This window comes from Ohessyouella blattaphilus (genome assembly GCF_024721265.1).
GTDB lineage: Bacteria > Bacillota > Clostridia > Lachnospirales > Lachnospiraceae > Aequitasia > Aequitasia blattaphilus_A.
In genome coordinates this window covers 18,799-37,735 of record NZ_JAMXOC010000005.1, presented here as the reverse complement: position 1 = coordinate 37,735, position 18,937 = coordinate 18,799, and the positions used below count along the sequence as shown (strand labels likewise).

The 18,937-nt window shown below is 46.5% G+C and carries 19 protein-coding genes; 13 read left to right on the top strand and 6 right to left on the bottom strand.

Going from position 1 to position 18,937, the window contains the following annotated elements; translation table 11 throughout:
* Positions 1–10 precede the first annotated feature (10 nt).
* Genes modB through xdhC form a run of 3 tightly spaced genes read left to right on the top strand, consistent with a single transcriptional unit; the run spans position 11 to position 2,675 of the window.
* Entirely contained in the window at positions 11–685 is a 675-nt protein-coding gene (modB, locus tag NHH16_RS05190) for a molybdate ABC transporter permease subunit (protein ID WP_262068527.1), read from the top strand.
* Positions 679–1,731 (top strand): sulfate/molybdate ABC transporter ATP-binding protein, encoded by a 1,053-nt coding sequence (locus NHH16_RS05185; protein WP_262068526.1) that lies wholly within the window; start codon positions 679–681, stop codon positions 1,729–1,731. Before modB ends, NHH16_RS05185 begins: the two co-directional genes overlap by 7 nt.
* Positions 1,728–2,675, top strand: a complete 948-nt coding sequence (gene xdhC, locus NHH16_RS05180) for a xanthine dehydrogenase accessory protein XdhC (RefSeq protein WP_262068525.1) — start codon at positions 1,728–1,730, stop codon at positions 2,673–2,675. Before NHH16_RS05185 ends, xdhC begins: the two co-directional genes overlap by 4 nt.
* Here xdhC and NHH16_RS05175 read toward each other — a convergent pair.
* The 3 genes from NHH16_RS05175 to NHH16_RS05165 form a co-directional block, all read right to left on the bottom strand.
* The gene (locus NHH16_RS05175) at positions 2,663–3,781 is read right to left on the bottom strand and encodes a DVU_1553 family AMP-dependent CoA ligase (RefSeq protein WP_262068524.1); all 1,119 of its coding nucleotides are present in this window, start codon (positions 3,779–3,781) and stop codon (positions 2,663–2,665) included. The two genes, xdhC and NHH16_RS05175, sit on opposite strands and share 13 nt — an antisense overlap.
* On the bottom strand, positions 3,762–4,709 hold the full coding sequence (locus NHH16_RS05170) for a winged helix-turn-helix domain-containing protein (protein ID WP_262068523.1): 948 nt from the start codon (positions 4,707–4,709) through the stop codon (positions 3,762–3,764). The genes NHH16_RS05175 and NHH16_RS05170 overlap by 20 nt, the downstream gene beginning before the upstream one ends.
* 118 nt (positions 4,710–4,827) lie before the next feature.
* Complete coding sequence (locus tag NHH16_RS05165; RefSeq protein WP_262068522.1) at positions 4,828–5,208, bottom strand: hypothetical protein; 381 nt, start codon at positions 5,206–5,208, stop codon at positions 4,828–4,830.
* Between the two features lie 76 nt (positions 5,209–5,284).
* Here NHH16_RS05165 and NHH16_RS05160 point away from each other — a divergent pair, with 76 nt between their 5' ends.
* From NHH16_RS05160 to NHH16_RS05145, 4 genes are all read left to right on the top strand, one after another.
* On the top strand, positions 5,285–8,023 hold the full coding sequence (locus NHH16_RS05160; RefSeq protein ID WP_262068521.1) for a molybdopterin-dependent aldehyde oxidoreductase: 2,739 nt from the start codon (positions 5,285–5,287) through the stop codon (positions 8,021–8,023).
* A 71-nt stretch (positions 8,024–8,094) separates the two neighbouring features.
* Positions 8,095–10,383, top strand: coding sequence for a pyridine nucleotide-disulfide oxidoreductase/dicluster-binding protein (locus tag NHH16_RS05155; RefSeq protein ID WP_262068520.1), 2,289 nt, complete (start codon positions 8,095–8,097; stop codon positions 10,381–10,383).
* Positions 10,383–10,592 carry a DVU_1557 family redox protein gene (locus NHH16_RS05150; RefSeq protein WP_262068519.1) on the top strand — a complete coding sequence of 70 codons (210 nt, stop codon included), beginning with the start codon at positions 10,383–10,385 and terminating at the stop codon, positions 10,590–10,592. The genes NHH16_RS05155 and NHH16_RS05150 overlap by 1 nt, the downstream gene beginning before the upstream one ends.
* Positions 10,593–10,605: 13 nt before the next feature.
* Positions 10,606–11,952 (top strand): FAD-dependent oxidoreductase, encoded by a 1,347-nt coding sequence (locus NHH16_RS05145; RefSeq protein ID WP_262068518.1) that lies wholly within the window; start codon positions 10,606–10,608, stop codon positions 11,950–11,952.
* Between the two features lie 74 nt (positions 11,953–12,026).
* Here the strand turns inward: NHH16_RS05145 and NHH16_RS05140 are convergent, their stop codons facing one another.
* Both NHH16_RS05140 and NHH16_RS05135 read right to left on the bottom strand, forming a co-directional pair.
* On the bottom strand, positions 12,027–12,227 hold the full coding sequence (locus tag NHH16_RS05140; RefSeq protein ID WP_262068517.1) for a type II toxin-antitoxin system antitoxin: 201 nt from the start codon (positions 12,225–12,227) through the stop codon (positions 12,027–12,029).
* A gap of 3 nt (positions 12,228–12,230) precedes the next feature.
* Entirely contained in the window at positions 12,231–13,250 is a 1,020-nt protein-coding gene (locus NHH16_RS05135; RefSeq protein ID WP_262068516.1) for an SPFH domain-containing protein, read from the bottom strand.
* Between the two features lie 96 nt (positions 13,251–13,346).
* On the opposite strand from NHH16_RS05135, the gene NHH16_RS05130 reads away from it, so the two are divergent.
* From NHH16_RS05130 to NHH16_RS05105, 6 genes are all read left to right on the top strand, one after another.
* Positions 13,347–13,763, top strand: coding sequence for a DVU_1555 family C-GCAxxG-C-C protein (locus tag NHH16_RS05130; RefSeq protein WP_262068515.1), 417 nt, complete (start codon positions 13,347–13,349; stop codon positions 13,761–13,763).
* Positions 13,747–15,723: a radical SAM (seleno)protein TrsS gene (trsS, locus tag NHH16_RS05125; RefSeq protein WP_262068514.1), complete on the top strand. Its 1,977-nt coding sequence runs from the start codon at positions 13,747–13,749 to the stop codon at positions 15,721–15,723. The genes NHH16_RS05130 and trsS overlap by 17 nt, the downstream gene beginning before the upstream one ends.
* Positions 15,724–15,726: 3 nt before the next feature.
* Positions 15,727–16,599 carry a radical SAM protein gene (locus tag NHH16_RS05120; RefSeq protein WP_262068513.1) on the top strand — a complete coding sequence of 291 codons (873 nt, stop codon included), beginning with the start codon at positions 15,727–15,729 and terminating at the stop codon, positions 16,597–16,599.
* Positions 16,600–16,672: 73 nt separating this feature from the next.
* Positions 16,673–16,933, top strand: coding sequence for a type II toxin-antitoxin system Phd/YefM family antitoxin (locus NHH16_RS05115; RefSeq protein ID WP_262068512.1), 261 nt, complete (start codon positions 16,673–16,675; stop codon positions 16,931–16,933).
* A complete protein-coding gene (locus NHH16_RS05110) occupies positions 16,923–17,237 on the top strand; it encodes a type II toxin-antitoxin system RelE/ParE family toxin (RefSeq protein WP_262068511.1) in 315 nt (104 codons plus the stop codon). Before NHH16_RS05115 ends, NHH16_RS05110 begins: the two co-directional genes overlap by 11 nt.
* A gap of 30 nt (positions 17,238–17,267) precedes the next feature.
* Positions 17,268–17,834: a DapH/DapD/GlmU-related protein gene (locus tag NHH16_RS05105; RefSeq protein ID WP_262068510.1), complete on the top strand. Its 567-nt coding sequence runs from the start codon at positions 17,268–17,270 to the stop codon at positions 17,832–17,834.
* A gap of 32 nt (positions 17,835–17,866) precedes the next feature.
* Here the strand turns inward: NHH16_RS05105 and NHH16_RS05100 are convergent, their stop codons facing one another.
* Positions 17,867–18,847 carry an AraC family transcriptional regulator gene (locus NHH16_RS05100; protein ID WP_262068509.1) on the bottom strand — a complete coding sequence of 327 codons (981 nt, stop codon included), beginning with the start codon at positions 18,845–18,847 and terminating at the stop codon, positions 17,867–17,869.
* Between the last annotated feature and the right edge of the window lie 90 nt (positions 18,848–18,937).

Genomic DNA, 18,937 nt, shown 5'->3' with positions numbered 1-18,937 from the left:
AGGGGAAGTTATGGACTGGTTTCCGTTAGGAAATTCTTTGCGAATTGCGCTGCTTAGTAGTGTAATCGTATTTTTTTTAGGAATATTTGCCGCATACTATATTGCGAAGTTGCCAAAAATCATCAAGGGGGTGTTGGATGTAATTCTGACCCTCCCCTTGGTGCTTCCCCCTACAGTGGTGGGGTATTTTCTATTATTGCTTTTGGGGGTTAATAGACCCTTGGGACAGCTTTTAAAAGAGCAGGGTATTCAGTTTGTGATGACTTGGCAAGGCGGCGTAATTACGGCCTCAGTGGTAGCCTTTCCGCTGATGTACCGAACGGCCAGAGGGGCGTTTGAAAGCTTTGATGAGACCCTTAGTTATTCCGGGCAGACTCTTGGTTTATCGAATACCTATATCTTTTGGCGGATTCGGATGCCTTACTGTCGCCAAGGAATTATCGCGGGCTCGGTCTTAGCCTTTGCTAGAGCGCTAGGAGAGTACGGGGCGACCAGTATGCTGGTAGGATATACCCCGGGAAAGACGGCGACGATTTCCACCACCGTTTATCAGCTTTGGCGCACCGGCGACAACGCCGGCGCCACCAAATGGGTCCTGCTTAATCTGGCCATCTCGGCGGTGGTCCTTTTGATTGTTAATATTATGGAAAAGGGACAAAACGATTGGAGGCGGGCAAAGTGTTAGAAGTTAAGATTGAAAAAAAGGTAGGCTCCTTTCATTTAAGAGTGGATATCCAGACAAAGGAAGGGATTACTGGTATTTTAGGACCCTCTGGCTGTGGCAAAAGCATGACCCTTAGGTGCATCGCTGGCATAGAGACGCCAGATACTGGGCGGATTGTCCTAGATGGCGTCACCCTTTTTGATAGCGAGAAGAAGATTAATCTACCGCCTCAGAAGCGAAGAGTGGGGTATCTTTTTCAAAATTATGCCCTCTTTCCCAATATGAACGTGGAGAAGAACATCCTCTGTGGCCTGCATCACCTTAAGGACAAGGCGGAGAAGCAGAAACGCCTCCTAGAGGTAGCAGAACTTCTACAGCTACAGGGACTGGAGAAGCAAAAGGTAAATCAGCTATCCGGTGGTCAGCAGCAAAGAGTGGCGCTAGCCCGGATTCTGGTAAATCAGCCAAAACTATTACTACTGGATGAGCCTTTCTCGGCCCTTGATGCCCATTTAAGCAGTAAGCTGCAAATAGAGGTAAAGGCGCTTTTGCGAGAATATGCCAGGCCGGTGCTGATGGTAACTCATAATCGCAACGAAGGGTATCACATGTGTGAGCAGATGGCGCTGATGGGCGAGGGAAAGATTCTCACGCATAAAGGAACCAAGGAAGTGTTTGCCAGCCCCGAGACGATTACCGGCGCTTTGATTACCGGTTGTAAGAATATTGCAGCGGCGAAGAAGTGCTCGGACTATGAAGTGGAAGTCCCTGAGTGGGGAATTCGCCTAGAGACGAAAGAAGCCGTTAGGGAAGATTTGCAGGCCATCGGTATTCGGGCCCACTATTTTGGACCCAAAGTCAAGTCCAATCGTTACTCAGTTCAGCAAACGGGGATGATGGAGGAGCCTTTTGAGTGGATTATTCAGTTTAAATACGTAGACCAAAACCCTCAGTCAAAAGACTTATGGTGGCGCATACCAAAGGACCGCTTTCCTGGAGAGATGCCAGAAGAGCTGGGAATCTCCCCAGTGAATGTCCTTTGTTTATATTCGGAGGCGGAGAAATGAGAGAACTATTTGCATGTATAAAAGAATATCTAGAACAAGGGGAAGATGTGGTGCTGGTAACGATTGTTAGTAGTAGTGGCTCGACTCCTAGAGGGATGGGCGCGAAGATGCTAGTGACAAAAGCAGGCCGGGTACTAGGGACTATTGGCGGCGGTCAGGTGGAGCACGTCAGCGAGCAGACGGCCCTCAGTGTTTTAGCGAAGAAGCAGTCCCAGCTCTCCTACTATCAGCTAAAGCAAAATGAAATTCAGGATTTAGGAATGATTTGTGGCGGTGATGTGACCGTCTATGAAAAGTATATTGCTGGTACAGATGAGAGCTTTCTGAAGCTGTGTACCGAAATCGAAGCGCTCTACGAAGAGCGCAGGCGCGGCTGGTTAGCGGTAGAGACGAAGAAGGGCTCTCGTGGGGAGATGCGTCTTCTTAAAAGGCAAGAAGAATTAGCGGCATATGAGGGCTATTATATCGAAGAAATAAAGGCCAGTGAGCGAGTCTATATTTTTGGCGGCGGTCACGTTTCCCAGGCTTTAGTACCGGTGCTCTCTCCCCTTGATTTTTCCTGTATCGTCCTTGATGACCGGGAAGAGTTTACGCAGCCAGAGTTATTTCCTTTGGCGACAGAGACCATTTTAATCAATCAGGAAGCGCCCCTTGGGAAGGTGCAGATTCAGGCAGATGACTATGTGGTGATTATGACCAGGGGGCACAAGGATGATCAACGGGTGCTCGCAGAAGCCCTTAGAACCAGGGCTCGTTATATCGGGGTAATCGGAAGCCGAAAAAAGAAGGCAGGTGTCTTCGCCCGCCTTCAGGAAATGGGTTTTACCGAGGAATCTCTTGCGCGGATTACGACGCCAATTGGTCTTGATATCGGCGCGAAAACTCCGGCAGAAATCGCCATTAGTATTGCCGGTCAACTGATTCAGGAGCGCTACCGAAAGTGAAGGGAGCGTTTCCCAGAGGATTCCCAGGGGGGACAGACGGTGTGCCTGACCTCTACAGGGAGAGGAAGGCGTGACGCTAGCCTGTCCAGGTCGATCTCACCTTCGATGGTTAACAACAATTTATTCTCAGCTAACGTTGCCTCATAAGCAAACACCTCTTTTTCGGCCAAGATTAGGTCGTCTAAGCGGTGGATGTTTATGGGGCTTTTGCGATTCTCTGCGCGTCCGTAGACGCCCTCTAAAGAAGGGCCTATGTAGCCGCAAGGACAAGGCGTATCAGAGAGTTTTCCTAGATCACCTGTCCGGTAGCGAATTAGTGGCATCACCGATTTTTGCAAAGACGTAAGGACGATTTCCCCCACTTCGCCGAAAGGTAAGAGGCGCTCAGTCACCGGATTGATGATTTCAAGGTAGAAGTCATCGCTTCGCAGGTGCATGCCTCGGCGCTTGGGACACTGTACCGCTAAGCCGTAACAGGTTTCCGTCAGCCCGTAATGAGTGTAGACTTTGGCCTGCCAAAGCTCTTCAAGGGTACGAATAATCCCGGAAGCAACGTAATCGGCACTTAAGAGCACGTAAGGAATTTTTAGCTCTGGTGCTTTTTTACATAAATAATAGACGTCGGCAGGCATGCCTACGAGACAGTCGGCAGCTGTTAGTGCCGCAATTGTTTCTTCTAGTTGCTGGGGACGACCATGGATGAACCCTTGGCGGTGATAACGAGAAAGCCCCTCTTTAAGGAGAGAGGCGATACTACCGGGCTTCGCATCCGACATGAGAATAAAGACCGTACTGCCTTCGGGGGTAATCCTTTTCATGCCTTCGCCGAAGAAGGCGATGGTCCGTTCCAAGTCATCATTTCCGTGAAAGATTCTTTTGGGTGAACCGGTGCTGCCAGAGGTGGAAAAGGTGCGAATACGAGCCACTTCCCCTAGGCTAGTAGCCAGCAGGCGTTCTCCCTGCTCCCTTAGAAGAGCCCCTGTTAGAAAAGGCAGGGTTTCAAAGTCTTCTAGGTTTTTACCCGCTAGATGTTCCCGGTAGAAGGGGCTGTGATTGTGAGCGTAGCGGGCCACTTCTAGAGCGGCCTTAATCTGCTGATTCTTCATAGTTTGTTAGATCCTCCATGAGCCGAGAATACTGTTGGTCGAATATTTCCTCGATGGCCTCGTTACAGCTTTTTACATAGAGAGCGTAGCGCTCTAGTAGTAGTCGGCCTTTGGGGGTGAGGGCAGCCTGGCCGCCGCCATCGCCGCCTTTTTTACGGGCAACCATTGTTAGGCCGATGGCTTCTTCCATTTCGTGGATCATGCGCCAGCCCTTACTATAGGAAAGGCCGATTAGTCGGCAGGCGTTTCTAACCGAGTGACAGGTGTCGATGGCCTCTAGAAGCTGATACGTTCCTGGCCCGAAGCAAGGGGAATCTTTAGCGATCATCAGCTTAGTGACAGGCCGAAAATCCGTGTGGCGATGCTGGTCTAAAAGCTCTTGCCACTGCTTAGAGGCGCCTAGGTTGGCGATCACACCAGAGTCGTTAACTGGCACTAAGCGGACGTCTTTTGTAAGTCCGTGCAAAAAAGCCTCAAGAGTGCCGGCTTCGCCGCTTTCGTAAATTTTTAGTAAGTCTTTGGTCGCTACGTAAAGGGGAAAGCCAGAAGTGCTTTGATAAGCGGGAAGCACCGGTGCTTCCTCGGCTTCTTGTAGGGCCTTAATGGTTTCTACCCCAAATAGGGGGTAGTCAGTGGTGGTTAAAAGCGCATGGCTACAAGATGTGTGCAAAAGGGCGAGAGCCTCGTGATAATAGTCTTTGGTCGCAGGGTCCCGGTCATCTGGCCCTAGGCAGAGAACCCCCATTTTCATTAAGTGATTTTCCCACTCGACCTTTTCTTTTGAGACGATGATAATGGGGGAGATTTCACTTTTTTGCAAAGTGATAACTAGGTGCTTGAGGGCAGAAATACCCCCTACTTCGGTGAGGGGGTGGTACTGATTTTCTCTGGTCTTGTTATCGATGGCGATAATGAATGCACCAAGCATATATGTCCTCCTAAAGGTAGCGAATGTTATGTAAAAACAAATCGAAATACGCTAAGTAGTCTGATATAATTATTAAGAGAAAAGAGATTTCAGATAATTAAAGGCTGAGAAATCAATTTTAATGATTGCACCGCGGTTTATCGGGACCAGATCCTTGAAGGTCCTTCATCTGGGCGAGAGCAGAGTTGCTTAAGAAGACGATTCCGGCTGGATTTCCCGCCATATCATCACCCATTAGCCGCAGACCATTGCCGGTTTCCTCAAAGGCTAGTTCTAAGTAGCGGCGGTAGAGGACGTGGCTATCCTGGTCGATAATTTCCACAACGGCATTGGGGGCTAAAAGGTGAGTAGCCTCTGGTTGTTCTTCCTTAATTAAATCGGTGATTTCATCGAAGAGTTCTCTCGTTAACTGGGAGAGTTCTTTAGAATCTGCTGCTTGGTCTTTAAGTAGGGTGGCCATTTCTCTGGCCATTTCTTTTACAGAATGGGTATCTTTCATGATATTCACCTCGCTATGTGATCTCTTACATGTTTACGTTTAGTATAGCATAAAAATGGTAAAAAGGAGGTTGTGTATGAACAAACGAGTACTAATGGTAAATGGGATAGCCCAGACGGTTATCACTGACGGCGAGAGTTTACTCTCCGATGTGCTCCGAGCCCAGATGCACTTAACGGGGTGTAAGGTAGGCTGTGGCAACGGTCAGTGTGGCGCCTGCTCGATTATCCTTGACGGGAAAGTGGTACGGGCTTGTACCAGGAAGATGAAAAATATTCCTGATAATGCGGTTGTCGAGACCATTGAAGGCATCGGCACGCCAGAGGATTTGCATCCTTTACAGCTGGCCTGGATGGCTCACGGCTGTGCCCAGTGTGGCTTCTGTAGCCCTGGTTTTATTATGAGTGCCCTGCAGCTGCTGCGAGAGAATGAATCACCCACCAGAGAGGACGTGCGAGATTGGTTTGGGAAGAATCGCAACGCGTGTCGCTGTACTGGCTATAAGCCTCTCGTTAACGCGGTTATGGACGCCGCTAAAGTTATGCGAGGCGAGATGAAGAAAGAGGATTTACTATTTACGCCGACGGATAACAAGATTACGGGTACATATTATCACCGCCCATCAGGGGTGGCGAAGGTAACGGGAACCTGGAACTTCGGCGCAGATATGTCTCTTAGTATGCCCACAGGAAGCTTGCATCTAGGCTTAGTTCAAGCCAAAATCTCTCACGGTTTGATTAAGAGCATAGATTATGCCGAAGCCGAAAAGATGCCAGGGGTGTATAAGGTAATCACCCATAAAGACGTAAAAGGAAAGAACCGGATTAACGGGTTAATTACGTATCCCTCTAATAAAGGGGATGGCTGGGACCGACCGATTCTCTGTGACGAGAAGGTCTTCCAGTTTGGTGATGTAATTGCCATTGTAGCCGCCGATACGGTAGAACAAGCAAAAGCGGCAGCCGCCAAAGTGGTGGTCGACATTGAACCGCTACCAGCTTATATGAATGCTCTGGATGCTATGGCTGATGATGCCATCGAGATTCATCCGGGTACGCCTAATGTATACTTCCAGATTAATAATAAAAAGGGCGAATATGAGAAGATGGATGAAATATTCGAGAAAGCGGCCACGATAGCAGAAGTAGACGGGTATTGTAGCCGTCAGCCCCACTTGCCTCTTGAGCCCGACTGTGGTCAGGCCTATATTGACGAGGAAGGACGACTGACGATTCATTCGAAATCCATCGGTATTCATCTCCATGCGGCCATGGTAGCAGAGGGAATCGGCGTAACCATGGATAAGCTTAGAATCATTCAAAATCCAGCAGGCGGTACCTTCGGCTACAAATTCAGTCCGACTATGGAAGGCCTCTTAGGCGTTGCTTGTCTCGCCTGTGATAACCGTCCCGTTAGCTTAGTGTACGATATGTATCAAATGATTACGTATACCGGTAAGAGAAGCCCGACCTTTGCTCACTTAGAATTAGCCATGGACGCAGAGGGTAAGATTCAAGGTATGCGGGGTAAAAATATCTTAGACCACGGGGCTTATTCAGAGTTTGGCGATCTATTAACCTTAAGACTGGCTCAGTACCACGGAGCTGGCTACGATATTCCGAATATTAGCACGGAGAACGTTACTGTCTGTACGAACCACGCTTGGGGTTCAGCCTTTAGAGGATACGGGGCACCGGAAATCCAAGTATCCAGCGAGGTCTTAATGGATATTGCTGCGGAAGCTTGTAATATGGATCCTTTTGAATTCCGCTATAAGAACGTCTATCGTCCAGGCTGTACCAATATCACCGGTCAGGTGCCAGAGGTGTTTAGCTTGCCAGAGATGATGGATAAGATTAAGCCAAAATACTACGAGGCTGTAGAAAACTGTAAGAAAAAGAATGAAGGTAGCGAAGAGCTTAAATACGGCGTGGGCTTAAGTCTGGGAGTATACGGCTGTGGCCTTGACGGCGTGGATTCTTCCGAAGCCTTTGTGGAACTGTTGCCGGATAATAAAGTGCTAGTGGGTTCTAGTTGGGAAGATCACGGACAAGGAGCTGATCTAGGCGCCCTTACCATGGCTCATGAAACCTTAAGAAAAGCCGGTGTCAGACCAGAGGATATTAAGCTGGTGATGAACGATACGGCGATTACGCCAAATTCAGGACCAGCCGGTGGTAGCCGATCTAACGTTATTACCGGAAATGCGATTCGCGTAGGAGCAGAGCTTCTACTAAAGGCGATGGATAAAGGGGACGGCACCTATTATACTTATGACGAAATGGTAGCGAAAGAGATTCCTACTCATTACGTGGGTAAATGGGCAGCCAGTATGTGTAGTAACTGTGATATGGAGACGGCCCAAGGAGCTCCATTCTCGAATTACATGTATGAGCTCTTTATGCCAGAGGTGGAAGTCAATACGAAGACCGGTAAGGTAAGAGTGATTAGCTTCCATACAGTAGCGGATATCGGTACGGTTATCAATAAGGCGACGACCGATGGTCAAATCTACGGTGGTATTGCTCAAGGCATTGGTCTTGCTTTAACAGAAGACTTTGAGGATTTGGAAAAGCATACCACTCTAGCTGGCTGTGGACTTCCTTATATTGCAGATGTGCCAGATAACTTTACGATTGAGTACGTAGAGACCCCTAGAGAAAGCGGACCTTATGGTGCATCAGGTGTTGGCGAAGGCCCACTAACGGCGCCTCACCCAGCTATCCTAAATGCCATTTATCAGGCCTGTGGCGCCAGAATTACGGCGATTCCCGCGAAGCCAGATAAAGTCTTAGAAGCATTGGCAAACAAATAAGAATACGGTATGATATAGAGAAAAGGGGTGCCAGTAGATGGGTGCCCCTTTATCGCTAAGAGGTGGTAGATATGTCAAAAATGGATACTATTAACCTAGAAAATATTACGAGTCAAGAAGTGCTTCACCAAGTGGAAGCCTTGTGTACGGCGGAAGAACCAGCGGCTTGTGCGAGCACTTGTCCCCTTCATATCGATGGCCGGGAAATTTGTCGTCTAATCAGTAGTGGAGACACCTTAGGAGCCTTTAAGCTATACCAGAAGCAAGCGCCTTTCGCTTTGATTCTGGCCTATACTTGCCCAGCACCTTGTGAGAAGGTCTGTCTTAGAAAGGATTTTGGCGGAGCGCTACTTATGTCAGAGCTTGAAAAAATGCTGGCAAAGACAGAAGGAAAACCAGAGAAAGCGCCTCTTTTTATCCCGAAGAAGGGGAAAAAGGTGGCGATTATCGGCGGGTCCTTAAAAGGCCTAAGCGCGGCCCATTACCTTGCTAAAAAAGGGTATCCTGTTACGCTTTTTGAGAAAACCGGTACCCTTGGTGGTAAGCTTTTAAAGGGCGTACCTACAGAGCTACCTTTAGAAGTGTTTGAAAGTGAAATGAAGATTTTAACTAGCTTAAAGGTAAAGCTAGAAATGAATACGGAAATTACGAACGTTCAAAGTCTGAGAGAAGACTTTGACGGCGTCTACGTGGCCACGACGGCGCTTACCCTTGCGGGAAGTGAAGATAAGCTGGTCATCGATACAAAAGAGGATGCGAATTTGCCGCCCGGGAGTGTCTATGAGATATTCGCTGGTCGCAGAGCTGGGACGACCCTGGATCGTCTTTTCCAGGGAGTGAATGTTAGCGCCGGTAGAGAACGAGAAGGCAGTTATGAGACCACCCTTTTTACGAATCTCGAAAATGTTACCGAGAAACCGCAAGTAGTTCCGGAGGCAGATACCGGCTATACAAAGGCAGAAGGGATTCAAGAAGCCAGTCGCTGCCTTCAGTGTAAGTGTGAGATGTGCGTGGATAAATGCGGATTTTTAAAGGAATATGGAAAGAACCCCAGACAGTATGTCCGGGAGGTTTATAATAACCTAGCCATCGCTATGGGCACTCACCACGCCAATAAGATGATTAATACGTGTGCTCTTTGTCAGCAGTGTGAGGCCATCTGCCCTAACGGTCTGGATATGAGTAAAGTCTTTTTAGCGGCCAGGGAGAAGATGGTGGCAACGGGAAAGATGCCGCCATCAGCCTTTGAATTCGGTCTTCTAGACATGGATTATAGTATGTCTGAGAATCATTTTATGGCTAAGCACCAACCGGGATTTTCCACGTCTAAGTACCTCTTCTTCCCTGGTTGTCAGCTAACGGCTTCCGAACCAGACCTAGTAAAAAGAACGTATCAGGACCTGCAAATGGAGCTTCCCGGGGGCGTGGGTCTGATGCTATCTTGTTGCGGCGTTCTGGCAAAATGGGCAGGTGAACGAGAGCAGTTTGCCAGGGTTAAGGAGCAGATTACCTTGGCCTGGGAAGACTTAGGAAAGCCCCTGGTGATTACCGCTTGCCCCACTTGTCAGCAGACTTTAAAGACGGAGATGGGAATTGCAGCGAAGAGCCTTTTTGAGGTATTAAAGGAGTGGCGCCCGGGAGGGCAGGGTTCCCGGCAGATGGTTCTTCATCACGCTTGTGGCTCTCGGCACGACGAAAAGACGAAAGCCGTGGTGAGCGAACTGACTAGTCACTTAGGGATTGATTTTACGAAACGGCCGGACCTATCCGCAGAGAGCCCTTGTTGCGGCTATGGCGGCTTGGTGCCGGTGGTAGACGAAGAGGTGGCAGGGAAGATTACAAAAGTAGCTCTCAAGCAGCTAAGTGAAGATGACAAGCTACCGATACTTACATACTGTGTCAATTGCCGAGACCGCTTTTTAATGCAGGGTCAGGAAGCGTATCATTTACTGGAAGTGTTTTATGATGGAAGTGCTAAGACCCGTCATGAACCGCCTACGTATAGTGAGCGCCAAGATAATCGGCGCCGGTTAAAGATAGAACTATTAAGGGAGCTGTGGGAGGAAGAAGTGGAAGAGCAAATAGAAATGGAATTAATCATCAATCAGGAACTAGCAGATAAGCTAGAAAAGACGCATATTCTTGAAAGTGATATCCGTCAAGTGATTGGACACGCAGAGGCCACCAAGGAGCGGTTGATCGACCCGGAGAGCGGACACTATACCGCCTATTACCGCCTCGGTAACGTGACCTTTTGGGTAGAGTATCTCCCTCAGGGGACCGGCTATCAAGTATTTAATAGCTACAGTCACCGGATGGAGTTTGTGCTTGACGATACGCTGACGAAAGGGAGGTCGTGATGGCAGATTATCAATATGACGAAGAAGTAAATTTGCGCTGTGCGAAATGTGACTTACCTCTAGAGACTAGATCTGTTACCTTAAGCTATATGGATTCAGCCTTTCCAGTAGGCTTACCAGCCTGTCCGAAGTGTGGGATGGTCTATATTCCGGAGGAGTTAGCCAGAGGGCGGATGTTACATGTGGAGCAATCTCTTGAAGATAAGTAGAAGGAGGACGGATATGCGCATAGTAATTATCGGTGGTGTGGCCGCAGGGACGGCAGCGGCGGCGAAGGCCAGAAGAAATAACGAAGAAGCAGAGATTATTGTCTATGATAAGGATGAAGACATTTCTTATTCAGGTTGTGGGATTCCTTATTTTATCGGTGGGGAGTTAAAGGACGGAGCGCAGTTAACTCCTAGAGGTCCAGAATTCTTTAAGGAAAAGTACAATATTGAGGTGAAGACCCGCCATGAGGTATTAGCAGCGGATGGGAAGACAAAAAGCTTGCAGATTAAGGACTTAAGTACCGGACGTGAGTACGAGGATACTTATGATAAATTGATTTTTGCGACGGGAGCTAGGTCAGTTATGCCACCGATAATAGGTGCAGAACTTGAACAGGTATTTACTTTGCGAAATATTAGAGACATGTACCGCATCAAGTCTTTTCTTGATGAGCGTCACCCTAAAGAAGGGGTTATCGTAGGAAGTGGCTTTATCGGGTTAGAGGTGTGCGAGAGCTTAAAAGCGTTAGGGCTAAAGGTGACTTTAGTGGAGCGACTGCCCTCGGTGACGCCTGGGTTAGACGTGGATATGGCGACTTATGTAGAAGAGTATCTAGAAGCCAAGGAAGTGAAGGTGTATAAAGGAGTTTCTGCAAAAGAGATTACGGGGACAGCGGTGATTTTAGAAGACGGCACGGAGATTCCTGCTGATTTTGTACTGCTTTCCACCGGAGTGCGGCCAAATACTGAGGTGGCAGCAGCCATGGGAGTAGAGCTAGGAGAGACGAAAGCCATCAAAGTGAATCGCCAGATGATGACCAATCTACCAGATGTATATGCCTGTGGGGATTGTATTGAAGTGCCTCATCTGCTGACAGAAAAGCCGGTCTATCGCCCACTTGGTACGACGGCCAATAAGACTGGAAGAATTGCCGGCGAGGTGGTAACTGGTGGCGATTTAAGCTACAGAGGTGTTCTCGGAACGGGAATCTTCAGACTCTTTGAGAAGACGATTGGACTAACAGGACTATCGGAAAAAGAAGCAGAGAAAGCTGGTTATGAGGTAGTGGTTTGCCATAACATTAAGCCCAATAAAGTGAATTATCTAGGGGGCGAAGAAATGATTATCAAAGGGGTGGCGGATCGTAAATCGAAGCGACTGTTAGGCGTGCAAATCTTTGGCGGCGAAGGCGTGGATAAGCGCTTAGATGTCTTTGTAACGGCGATTTCTTTCAAAGCGACAGTAGATGATTTGTTCCACTTAGACCTTGCTTACTCACCGCCGTATTCGACGGTGAAAGATCCAGTCGCCTATACGGGGCAAATCTTAGAAGGTGAGATTAACAAAGAACAAGAATAACTACCGGGCGGCAAGGAGGGGTATCGCAAAAAATAGCCTACCTCGTCGGTACGAGATAGGCTTAAAATGAAAAGCTAAATATCGAGTTCTGGCGGTTCGTCTAAGTGCTGGGAAACGTACTTTCCATCCTTTTTTCGTTGGCGGACGCATTCGGTAAGCAAATATTCAATCTGTCCATTAACGGAGCGAAAGTCATCTTCAGCCCACGCGGCAAGGGCGTTATAAAGAGTCTCCGAAAGTCTTAGGGGAACCTGCTTTTTCTTTGTATCAGCCATAGCTTAATACAAGGTTCCGGTATTTACAATCGGTTGGGCGTCGTGATTGCCACAGAGCACTACCAAGAGATTGGAAACCATTGCCGCTTTACGTTCTTCGTCAAGTTCCACTACTTCCTTTTCGCTAAGTTGTGAAAGGGCCATCTCTACCATGCCGACAGCCCCATCCACAATCATCTTTCGGGCGTCGATGATCGCGGAAGCTTGCTGTCTTTGTAGCATTGCCGCTGCGATTTCCGGAGCATAAGCTAGATAGGTAATCCGCGCTTCGATGATTTCCATTCCGGCACCTTTTACTTTTTCCTGAATCTCATCGCGGATTCTTGAAACTACCACTTCACTAGAACCGCGAAGACTACCATCGTCAGCAACACCATCGCCGGTGGTGTCAACATTGGTGGCGACATCGTAGGGGTAAAGGCGAACGATATTTCGAAGAGCGCTATCACATTGTAAGGAGAGGTACTCTTTATAGTTGTCTACGTTAAAGACAGCCTTAGCGGTATCGGTTACGCGCCACATTACGGCAATCCCGATTTCGATAGGATTTCCAAGGCAATCATTGATTTTTTGACGACTGTTATTAAGGGTCATAATCTTCAGCGATATTTTCTTACTGGCTAACTCTGCAGTGGTAGCATCGTTTTTCACTGTGAAGGAGAAAGCCTTTTGGGCACTAGCGTCTACGTCTCCGCTTTGACTTAGTCTTGTCTTAGCGGCTGGGTTAACGCTGACGCAAAAAGGGTTTACAAAGTAAAAACCTTCGCTTTTAAGAGTGCCGATGTACTTTCCGAAAAGGGTAAGTACTAACGCTTCCTGAGGTTTAACTACTTTTAGGCCACAGAAGGGGAGCCAGCCGATAGCTAGCCAGACAATACTAATAATTAGTAAAATGGGAAGTCCGCCTTTGGAAACTATCATGCCACCAAAGGCACAACCTAAAATGGCAACGAAGTAGAGTATGGTAAAGATGATAAGCCAGAGCATGCCGTTTTTTTGCTTGTTTAATATTTTTTCATTCATATGCAACTCCTTTCGCTTTATGAGAGTAAACAATTTTATATTTTTATGATATCAAAATGATATCATGTTGTCAAGAGAATATAGGAGGTGGAAATTGTGGAATTAAGCGAACGCATTATGGAACTTATTCAAAATGGCTATCATTGTAGCCAAGTGATGATGCAGTTATCTTTAGATCTGCGAGAAAGAGAAGAGCCTTTTACCATCCGGGCCTTAGGAGCCTTTGGCGGAGGGATGTTTGCTCAGCGAACGTGTGGAACCTTAACTGGCGGCGTCGCCATGCTTTCCTCATACTTTGAAAGAGCGGAAGGGGAAAGCGAGCCCACCGGCTATCGAGAGTGCGGGGCAGAGTTAGTAGAATGGTTCGCCCTTCAGTGGGGCAGTCTCGATTGCCGGGACATTGTAACTTTTGAAATAGAGGAAATTTTAAAGGTCTGTCCAGGGATAATGGAGCAAACCTTTCTTAAATGTATAGAGATATTGGAGGCCCACGGTATTGACCCAACACAGTAAAATTCTTCAGCAAACAAAAAGCTTGTGTCCCGTCTGCTTAAAGAGAGTTCCTGCGGCTTATGAAGCCAGAGGCGAAGAAGTCTGGTTTGTAAAAACGTGTCCGCATCACGGCACCTTCGAAACCCTCTTCCTGCACGGCGTTCAAAGCTTTAACGAGCGTATGCAGCTTCATGAACCGCAACCACCGAAGAATCCGGCAAATAAAAAAATGAAAGGATGTCCCTATGATTGTGGCCTGTGTGAGCATCACAAACAGGCTACTTGTTGTGTCCTTTTAGAAGTGACGGATACTTGTGACCTAGGTTGTCCCACCTGCTTTGCCTCTGCTGCAGGGAAGGAAGAACCCATCTCTTTAAAGCAGATTCGCGGTTGGTACGAGATGTTATTAGAGCGCGGAGGCCCTTTTAATATTCAACTCTCAGGGGGCGAACCGACGATGCGCGATGACTTAGACCAAATCATTACGCTGGGGAAGGAGCTAGGCTTTTCGTTCTTTCAGCTGAATACGAATGGTCTGCGAATCGGCAAGGATATCGAGTATTTGCAAGGGCTTAAAGAAGCGGGACTAAGTACCGTGTTCTTGCAGTTTGACTCCCTACAAACAGAAGCTGTGATTACATTGCGGGGCCGGGATATTGTGAAAGAAAAGCTATCAGCTATAGCAAATTGTCGGGCCGTAGGGCTACCGGTGGTCCTAGTGCCCACCGTAATGCGGGGGTGCAATGAAGAGCACTTAGGAGAGATTCTAGAATTTGCAGCCTCCCAGATGCCGACGGTTAAAGGAGTGCACTTCCAACCGCTTAGCTACTTTGGTCGGTATGAGAAGGCACCCGATGCCAGAGCTCACATTAGTTTACCGGAATTACTAGCACACCTAGAAGCGCAAACGAAGGGACAGGTCGCGGCAGCGGATTTTTCCTATGGCCGGGCAGAGCACCCCTTATGTTCTGTGAACGCAGACTATCGGATCAAGGATGGTGTCTGGGAGGCGGTGAAAAAACCAGAACAGGACTGTGGCTGCAGTTGCAGTAGTGATGTGGCTAGAGAAGCAGTGGCAAATAAGTGGAGTAAACGAGAAGATATATGTGAACCTAGCCTCGGAAAGGGCTTTAGGTTAGAGGCCCTTGACCGTTTTTTACAGGAACGAAACAACCAGACGCTAGCAATTTCTGCCATGGCCTTTCAAGACGTCTGGACGGTGGATTTAGAACGTTTGTCTAGGTGCTATATCAATATTGTCAGTAGCGATGGGCACCTAGTGCCTTTCTGCGCCTATAATCTGACGGCGATGGATGGGACGCCCCTTTACCGAAAAGCAGAAACAGTGTGTCCTTTAAAGGAGTTAACAGGAGGACCGATTCGCCCAGGTGGCTTTCGTATAACAGAGGCGGGGCTTAAACTAAGCGGTCTTACGAAAAAGGCTAGAATGATCGATCTTGGTTGTGGCACCGGCGAGACAGTCAAGTGGCTGCGAGACGCAGGTTATGAAGAGGTCCAAGGTCTTGATGCTTCCCCGGAAATGATTGCTGCAGGTCTTAAGTTAGATCCAGAGTTGCTGATTAAAGTAGGTGAGTCAACCAGTCTATCTGCTTATCAAGCTCAGCTTGATGGGGTGTTGATGGAGTGTGTTTTATCGGATAGTAGGAATCCGGCTTCCATTTTACGAAACGTAAGAGAAAGCTTAAAGGCTGAGGGGGTTCTTATTCTTTCGGACTTATACAGCCTGGAAGGGGATGATCTACCGAGACTCTTAGAAGAGAATGGATTTGCGGTAATGAATTTTGTAGACTATACAAATGAGCTAAAAGACCTTACAATAAAGCTGATTATGGAATACGGCTCGATTGCCGATTTTAAAGACAGGGCCTGCGCCAGCTGCCAGAAGTGTAGCTTGTGTAAGGTGGAAGAACTAAAAAAACCAGGGTATTATCTAATGGTTTGCAAGAAGAGGAGTATGTAGTATATGAGATATGAAGGTGCCATCTACCGCCCACCAAGCGAAGGGAGAAGCTTAATCATCCAGCTAACAGTGGGATGTGCAAGAAATACGTGTACGTTTTGTAGCATGTACAAAGATAAGAATTTTCGTGTAAGGGCACTTGATGAGGTGATTCAAGATTTGGAGATGGCTAGAGACCACTATCGAAATACAAAAGTCCGACGAATATTCTTAGCAGATGGCGATGCTTTGATTGTTAAGACGGCAGACCTACTTTTGCTTCTTGATAAAATCAAAGAACTATTTCCGGAAGTTGAACGGGTTAGTGCCTATGGTGCCCCGGCAGATGTTCTAGGTAAGTCGGTAGAAGAGCTTACTCGTCTCCGGAAAGCTGGACTGTTAATGGTTTATATGGGCTGCGAAAGTGGCGATGAAGAGGTGCTCGCTCAGGTTAAGAAGGGGGTAAGCGCTAGCGAACTAGTAGAAGCCGGTATAAGACTTAAAGAAGCGGGAATTCAGACTTCGGTTACCTTTATCTCTGGTCTTGGAGGTAGCGAGAGGCTAAAAGAGCACGCTCTTGGTTGCGCCGAAGTCATTAGCAAAATGCAACCAGATTACGTGGGCTTTTTGACCTTAATGCTTGAAGAGGGTACCCAGTTAAAGGCGCAAATAGATAGCGGCGAGTTTAAGCTTCTAGATGTGGAAGAGATCCTTACAGAGCTGGAACTGCTAATTGAGAATATCGATTCGCCGGGGACGGTTTTTCGTGCTAATCACGCCTCCAACTACGTCTCTCTTCGAGGAACCTTAAATGAAGACCGGAAGCTTATGTTAGCAGATATAAGAGCGGCAAGGGAAAATGCCAGCTATCGCCCGGAGTATTTCCGGAGTTTGTAGGCGGGATATTGTTTAAATGATAAAAAAGTGATAAAATAATGATAGAATACAGATAAACGAAAGGGGTGTTTAAATGATACAAATAAGACCGGTTTCAGATCTGAGGAACAAATTTCCAGAGATTGAAGATATCGTCAAAGGCGGAGAACCTGTTTATCTTACAAAAAATGGGTATGGAACTATGGTAGTCTTGAGCTTAGAGGAGTATAGTAACTTGGTCGATGACATTGAACGTAAACTTGATGAAGCAGATAGACAGGCAGCTATATCTGAGGAAAGGCTTTCTCACGAAACTGTATTTAGCAATGTTAGGAGTGCGTTGAATGGAAAGTAGGTCCTATAAGCTTCGATATTTACCTATTTTTGAAAAGGATTTATTTTCCTGTGTAGAGTATATTGGAGAGGTATTGAAAAACAAGGATGCAGCGGTACGTTTAATTGATGATATAGAAAGTGCTATAATCGAGCGTCTCGAGAATCCTGTTGCCTATGAACCATTCTCATCTGTGAGGGAACGTGGTTTGCCGTATTATCGAATCTATATAAGGAATTATGTGGTTTACTATGTAGTGATTGACGACGTGATGGAAGTTCGTAGATTAATATATGGGGCAAGGGATATTGATAGGATTTTGTAAATGAATATATAGAAATAGAGGAGAAATCAAATGGATTTACAGGCATATCTAGATCACCTTAACGCAGGAAAGCCTGTTAATGGTGGTTCAGAAGTGCATAATTATATGCACCAAGTGTCACAGGAAGCGATCAAAATATACACAAAACTAAATAATAGTTATCATACGCCAGCAGAAATCGTAGAGATATTTTCGGAACTAACTGGTAAGGCGGTGGATGAATCTTTTGCTCTGTTTCCACCTTTTTACACGGATAATGGTAAAAATATTACTCTAGGAAAGCGAGTGTTTATTAATTCTGGCTGCCATTTTCAAGATCAAGGGGGAATTACCATCGGAAATGATGTTCTGATTGGTCATAATGTGGTGTTAGCTACTTTAAACCATGGGATGACTCCGGATAAGCGCAAAGACCTTCATCCAGCACCTATCAACATTGAGGATAATGTTTGGATTGGGGCGAATGTGACTGTGCTTTCGGGAGTGACCATCGGTGAAAACGCTATTGTGGCAGCAGGTGCAGTCGTTACAAAGGATGTGCCAAGCGGAGTGATTGTGGGCGGTGTGCCGGCAAAAGTTATTAAGAGGGTGGAATAAGGAAAAGCAAGAAAATCTGAAGATTTTCTTGCTTATTTTTTCACCTTTTCTCGATATTCGCTAGGGGTCATATGATAATTTTTTTTAAATAGACGATTGAAGTAACTGCGGTCGTAGTATCCTATGATTTGAATGATTTCATCGATGGAAAGAGTGGTGTTACGTAGATAGGAACAGACTTCATGAAGTTTTGCTTCTTGCAGGAATTCAGAAAAAGATTTATTGGTGTACTTTTTTATCAGCGCGGAAAGATATTTGGGGTGGTAATGAAACTTTTTGGCAACGGCATTTAGAGTAATATCCTTTTTGTGGAGGTTGATGTAGGCCAGGATCTCTGATAGCTGATTGTTGCCCATAGTTTCATAGTTTTCTTTATCAATTCTATCTTTATGGCATCTGGTCAGTTCTGTAAAAAGTAGGGCAAGGTAACATTCCATTGATTTTTTGTAGCCGAGATTTTTTTCAAAACATTCTTTTATGAGAGATTGGATGTGATTTGCCAAATTCGTATTTTCGTGCCTTGGAAAGTAGAGATACGATTGTTCGGCAGATTGGGTAAAAAGAGCCGTCAAAAAGAAGCGGCTGATCACATCGTTCTCAGCGATTAGCGAAAAAAAGGATTCTTCAAATAAGCTAGGGCGAATAATAATGTTAAAGAGTAAATCACTAGGATGGCTAGTGGCGATAGCGTGATGATCGTTGGGGGTTAATAGACATAAATCCCCTTCTTTCATATCTCTAGAGACGCCATTTATCGTTTGGGTACATCTTCCTCGGGAAATATAGATAAGTTCAAAATAGTCATGATAATGAATTCCTACATAGCGACTTACCACAAAAGGATGCAGCTGCACAAGGATGTTGTCATCAGACGTAGACAAGGAAAAACTGGATAGAGATTCGTTTTCCTTAATTAAATTAGCCTGAATGAGCTCTTGAAAATGAGCATCATCAGGGAGTGGATTTTCTTTCAAATACATATCGATATATTGATTGAATGCGCGTAGGCTCATAGATTCACCGTCCTTTTTTTCAGTATATAAGAATTCTTTGGAAATAACAATTGCTGGTGATTGATATCTTACCAAAGTACACATGCAGTT

Excerpts from the sequence above, each read along its gene's own strand:
- NHH16_RS05135 (WP_262068516.1), bottom strand. The coding sequence starts at position 13,250 with ATGAATGAAAAAATATTAAACAAGCAAAAAAACGGCATGCTCTGGCTT.
- NHH16_RS05175 (WP_262068524.1), bottom strand. The coding sequence starts at position 3,781 with ATGAAGAATCAGCAGATTAAGGCCGCTCTAGAAGTGGCCCGCTACGCT.
- NHH16_RS05170 (WP_262068523.1), bottom strand. The coding sequence starts at position 4,709 with ATGCTTGGTGCATTCATTATCGCCATCGATAACAAGACCAGAGAAAAT.
- NHH16_RS05105 (WP_262068510.1), top strand. The coding sequence starts at position 17,268 with ATGGATTTACAGGCATATCTAGATCACCTTAACGCAGGAAAGCCTGTT.
- NHH16_RS05120 (WP_262068513.1), top strand. The coding sequence starts at position 15,727 with ATGAGATATGAAGGTGCCATCTACCGCCCACCAAGCGAAGGGAGAAGC.
- NHH16_RS05165 (WP_262068522.1), bottom strand. The coding sequence starts at position 5,208 with ATGAAAGATACCCATTCTGTAAAAGAAATGGCCAGAGAAATGGCCACC.
- NHH16_RS05115 (WP_262068512.1), top strand. The coding sequence starts at position 16,673 with ATGATACAAATAAGACCGGTTTCAGATCTGAGGAACAAATTTCCAGAG.
- xdhC (WP_262068525.1), top strand. The coding sequence starts at position 1,728 with ATGAGAGAACTATTTGCATGTATAAAAGAATATCTAGAACAAGGGGAA.
- NHH16_RS05145 (WP_262068518.1), top strand. The coding sequence starts at position 10,606 with ATGCGCATAGTAATTATCGGTGGTGTGGCCGCAGGGACGGCAGCGGCG.
- NHH16_RS05110 (WP_262068511.1), top strand. The coding sequence starts at position 16,923 with ATGGAAAGTAGGTCCTATAAGCTTCGATATTTACCTATTTTTGAAAAG.
- NHH16_RS05160 (WP_262068521.1), top strand. The coding sequence starts at position 5,285 with ATGAACAAACGAGTACTAATGGTAAATGGGATAGCCCAGACGGTTATC.
- NHH16_RS05150 (WP_262068519.1), top strand. The coding sequence starts at position 10,383 with ATGGCAGATTATCAATATGACGAAGAAGTAAATTTGCGCTGTGCGAAA.
- NHH16_RS05100 (WP_262068509.1), bottom strand. The coding sequence starts at position 18,847 with ATGAGCCTACGCGCATTCAATCAATATATCGATATGTATTTGAAAGAA.
- modB (WP_262068527.1), top strand. The coding sequence starts at position 11 with ATGGACTGGTTTCCGTTAGGAAATTCTTTGCGAATTGCGCTGCTTAGT.
- NHH16_RS05155 (WP_262068520.1), top strand. The coding sequence starts at position 8,095 with ATGTCAAAAATGGATACTATTAACCTAGAAAATATTACGAGTCAAGAA.
- NHH16_RS05140 (WP_262068517.1), bottom strand. The coding sequence starts at position 12,227 with ATGGCTGATACAAAGAAAAAGCAGGTTCCCCTAAGACTTTCGGAGACT.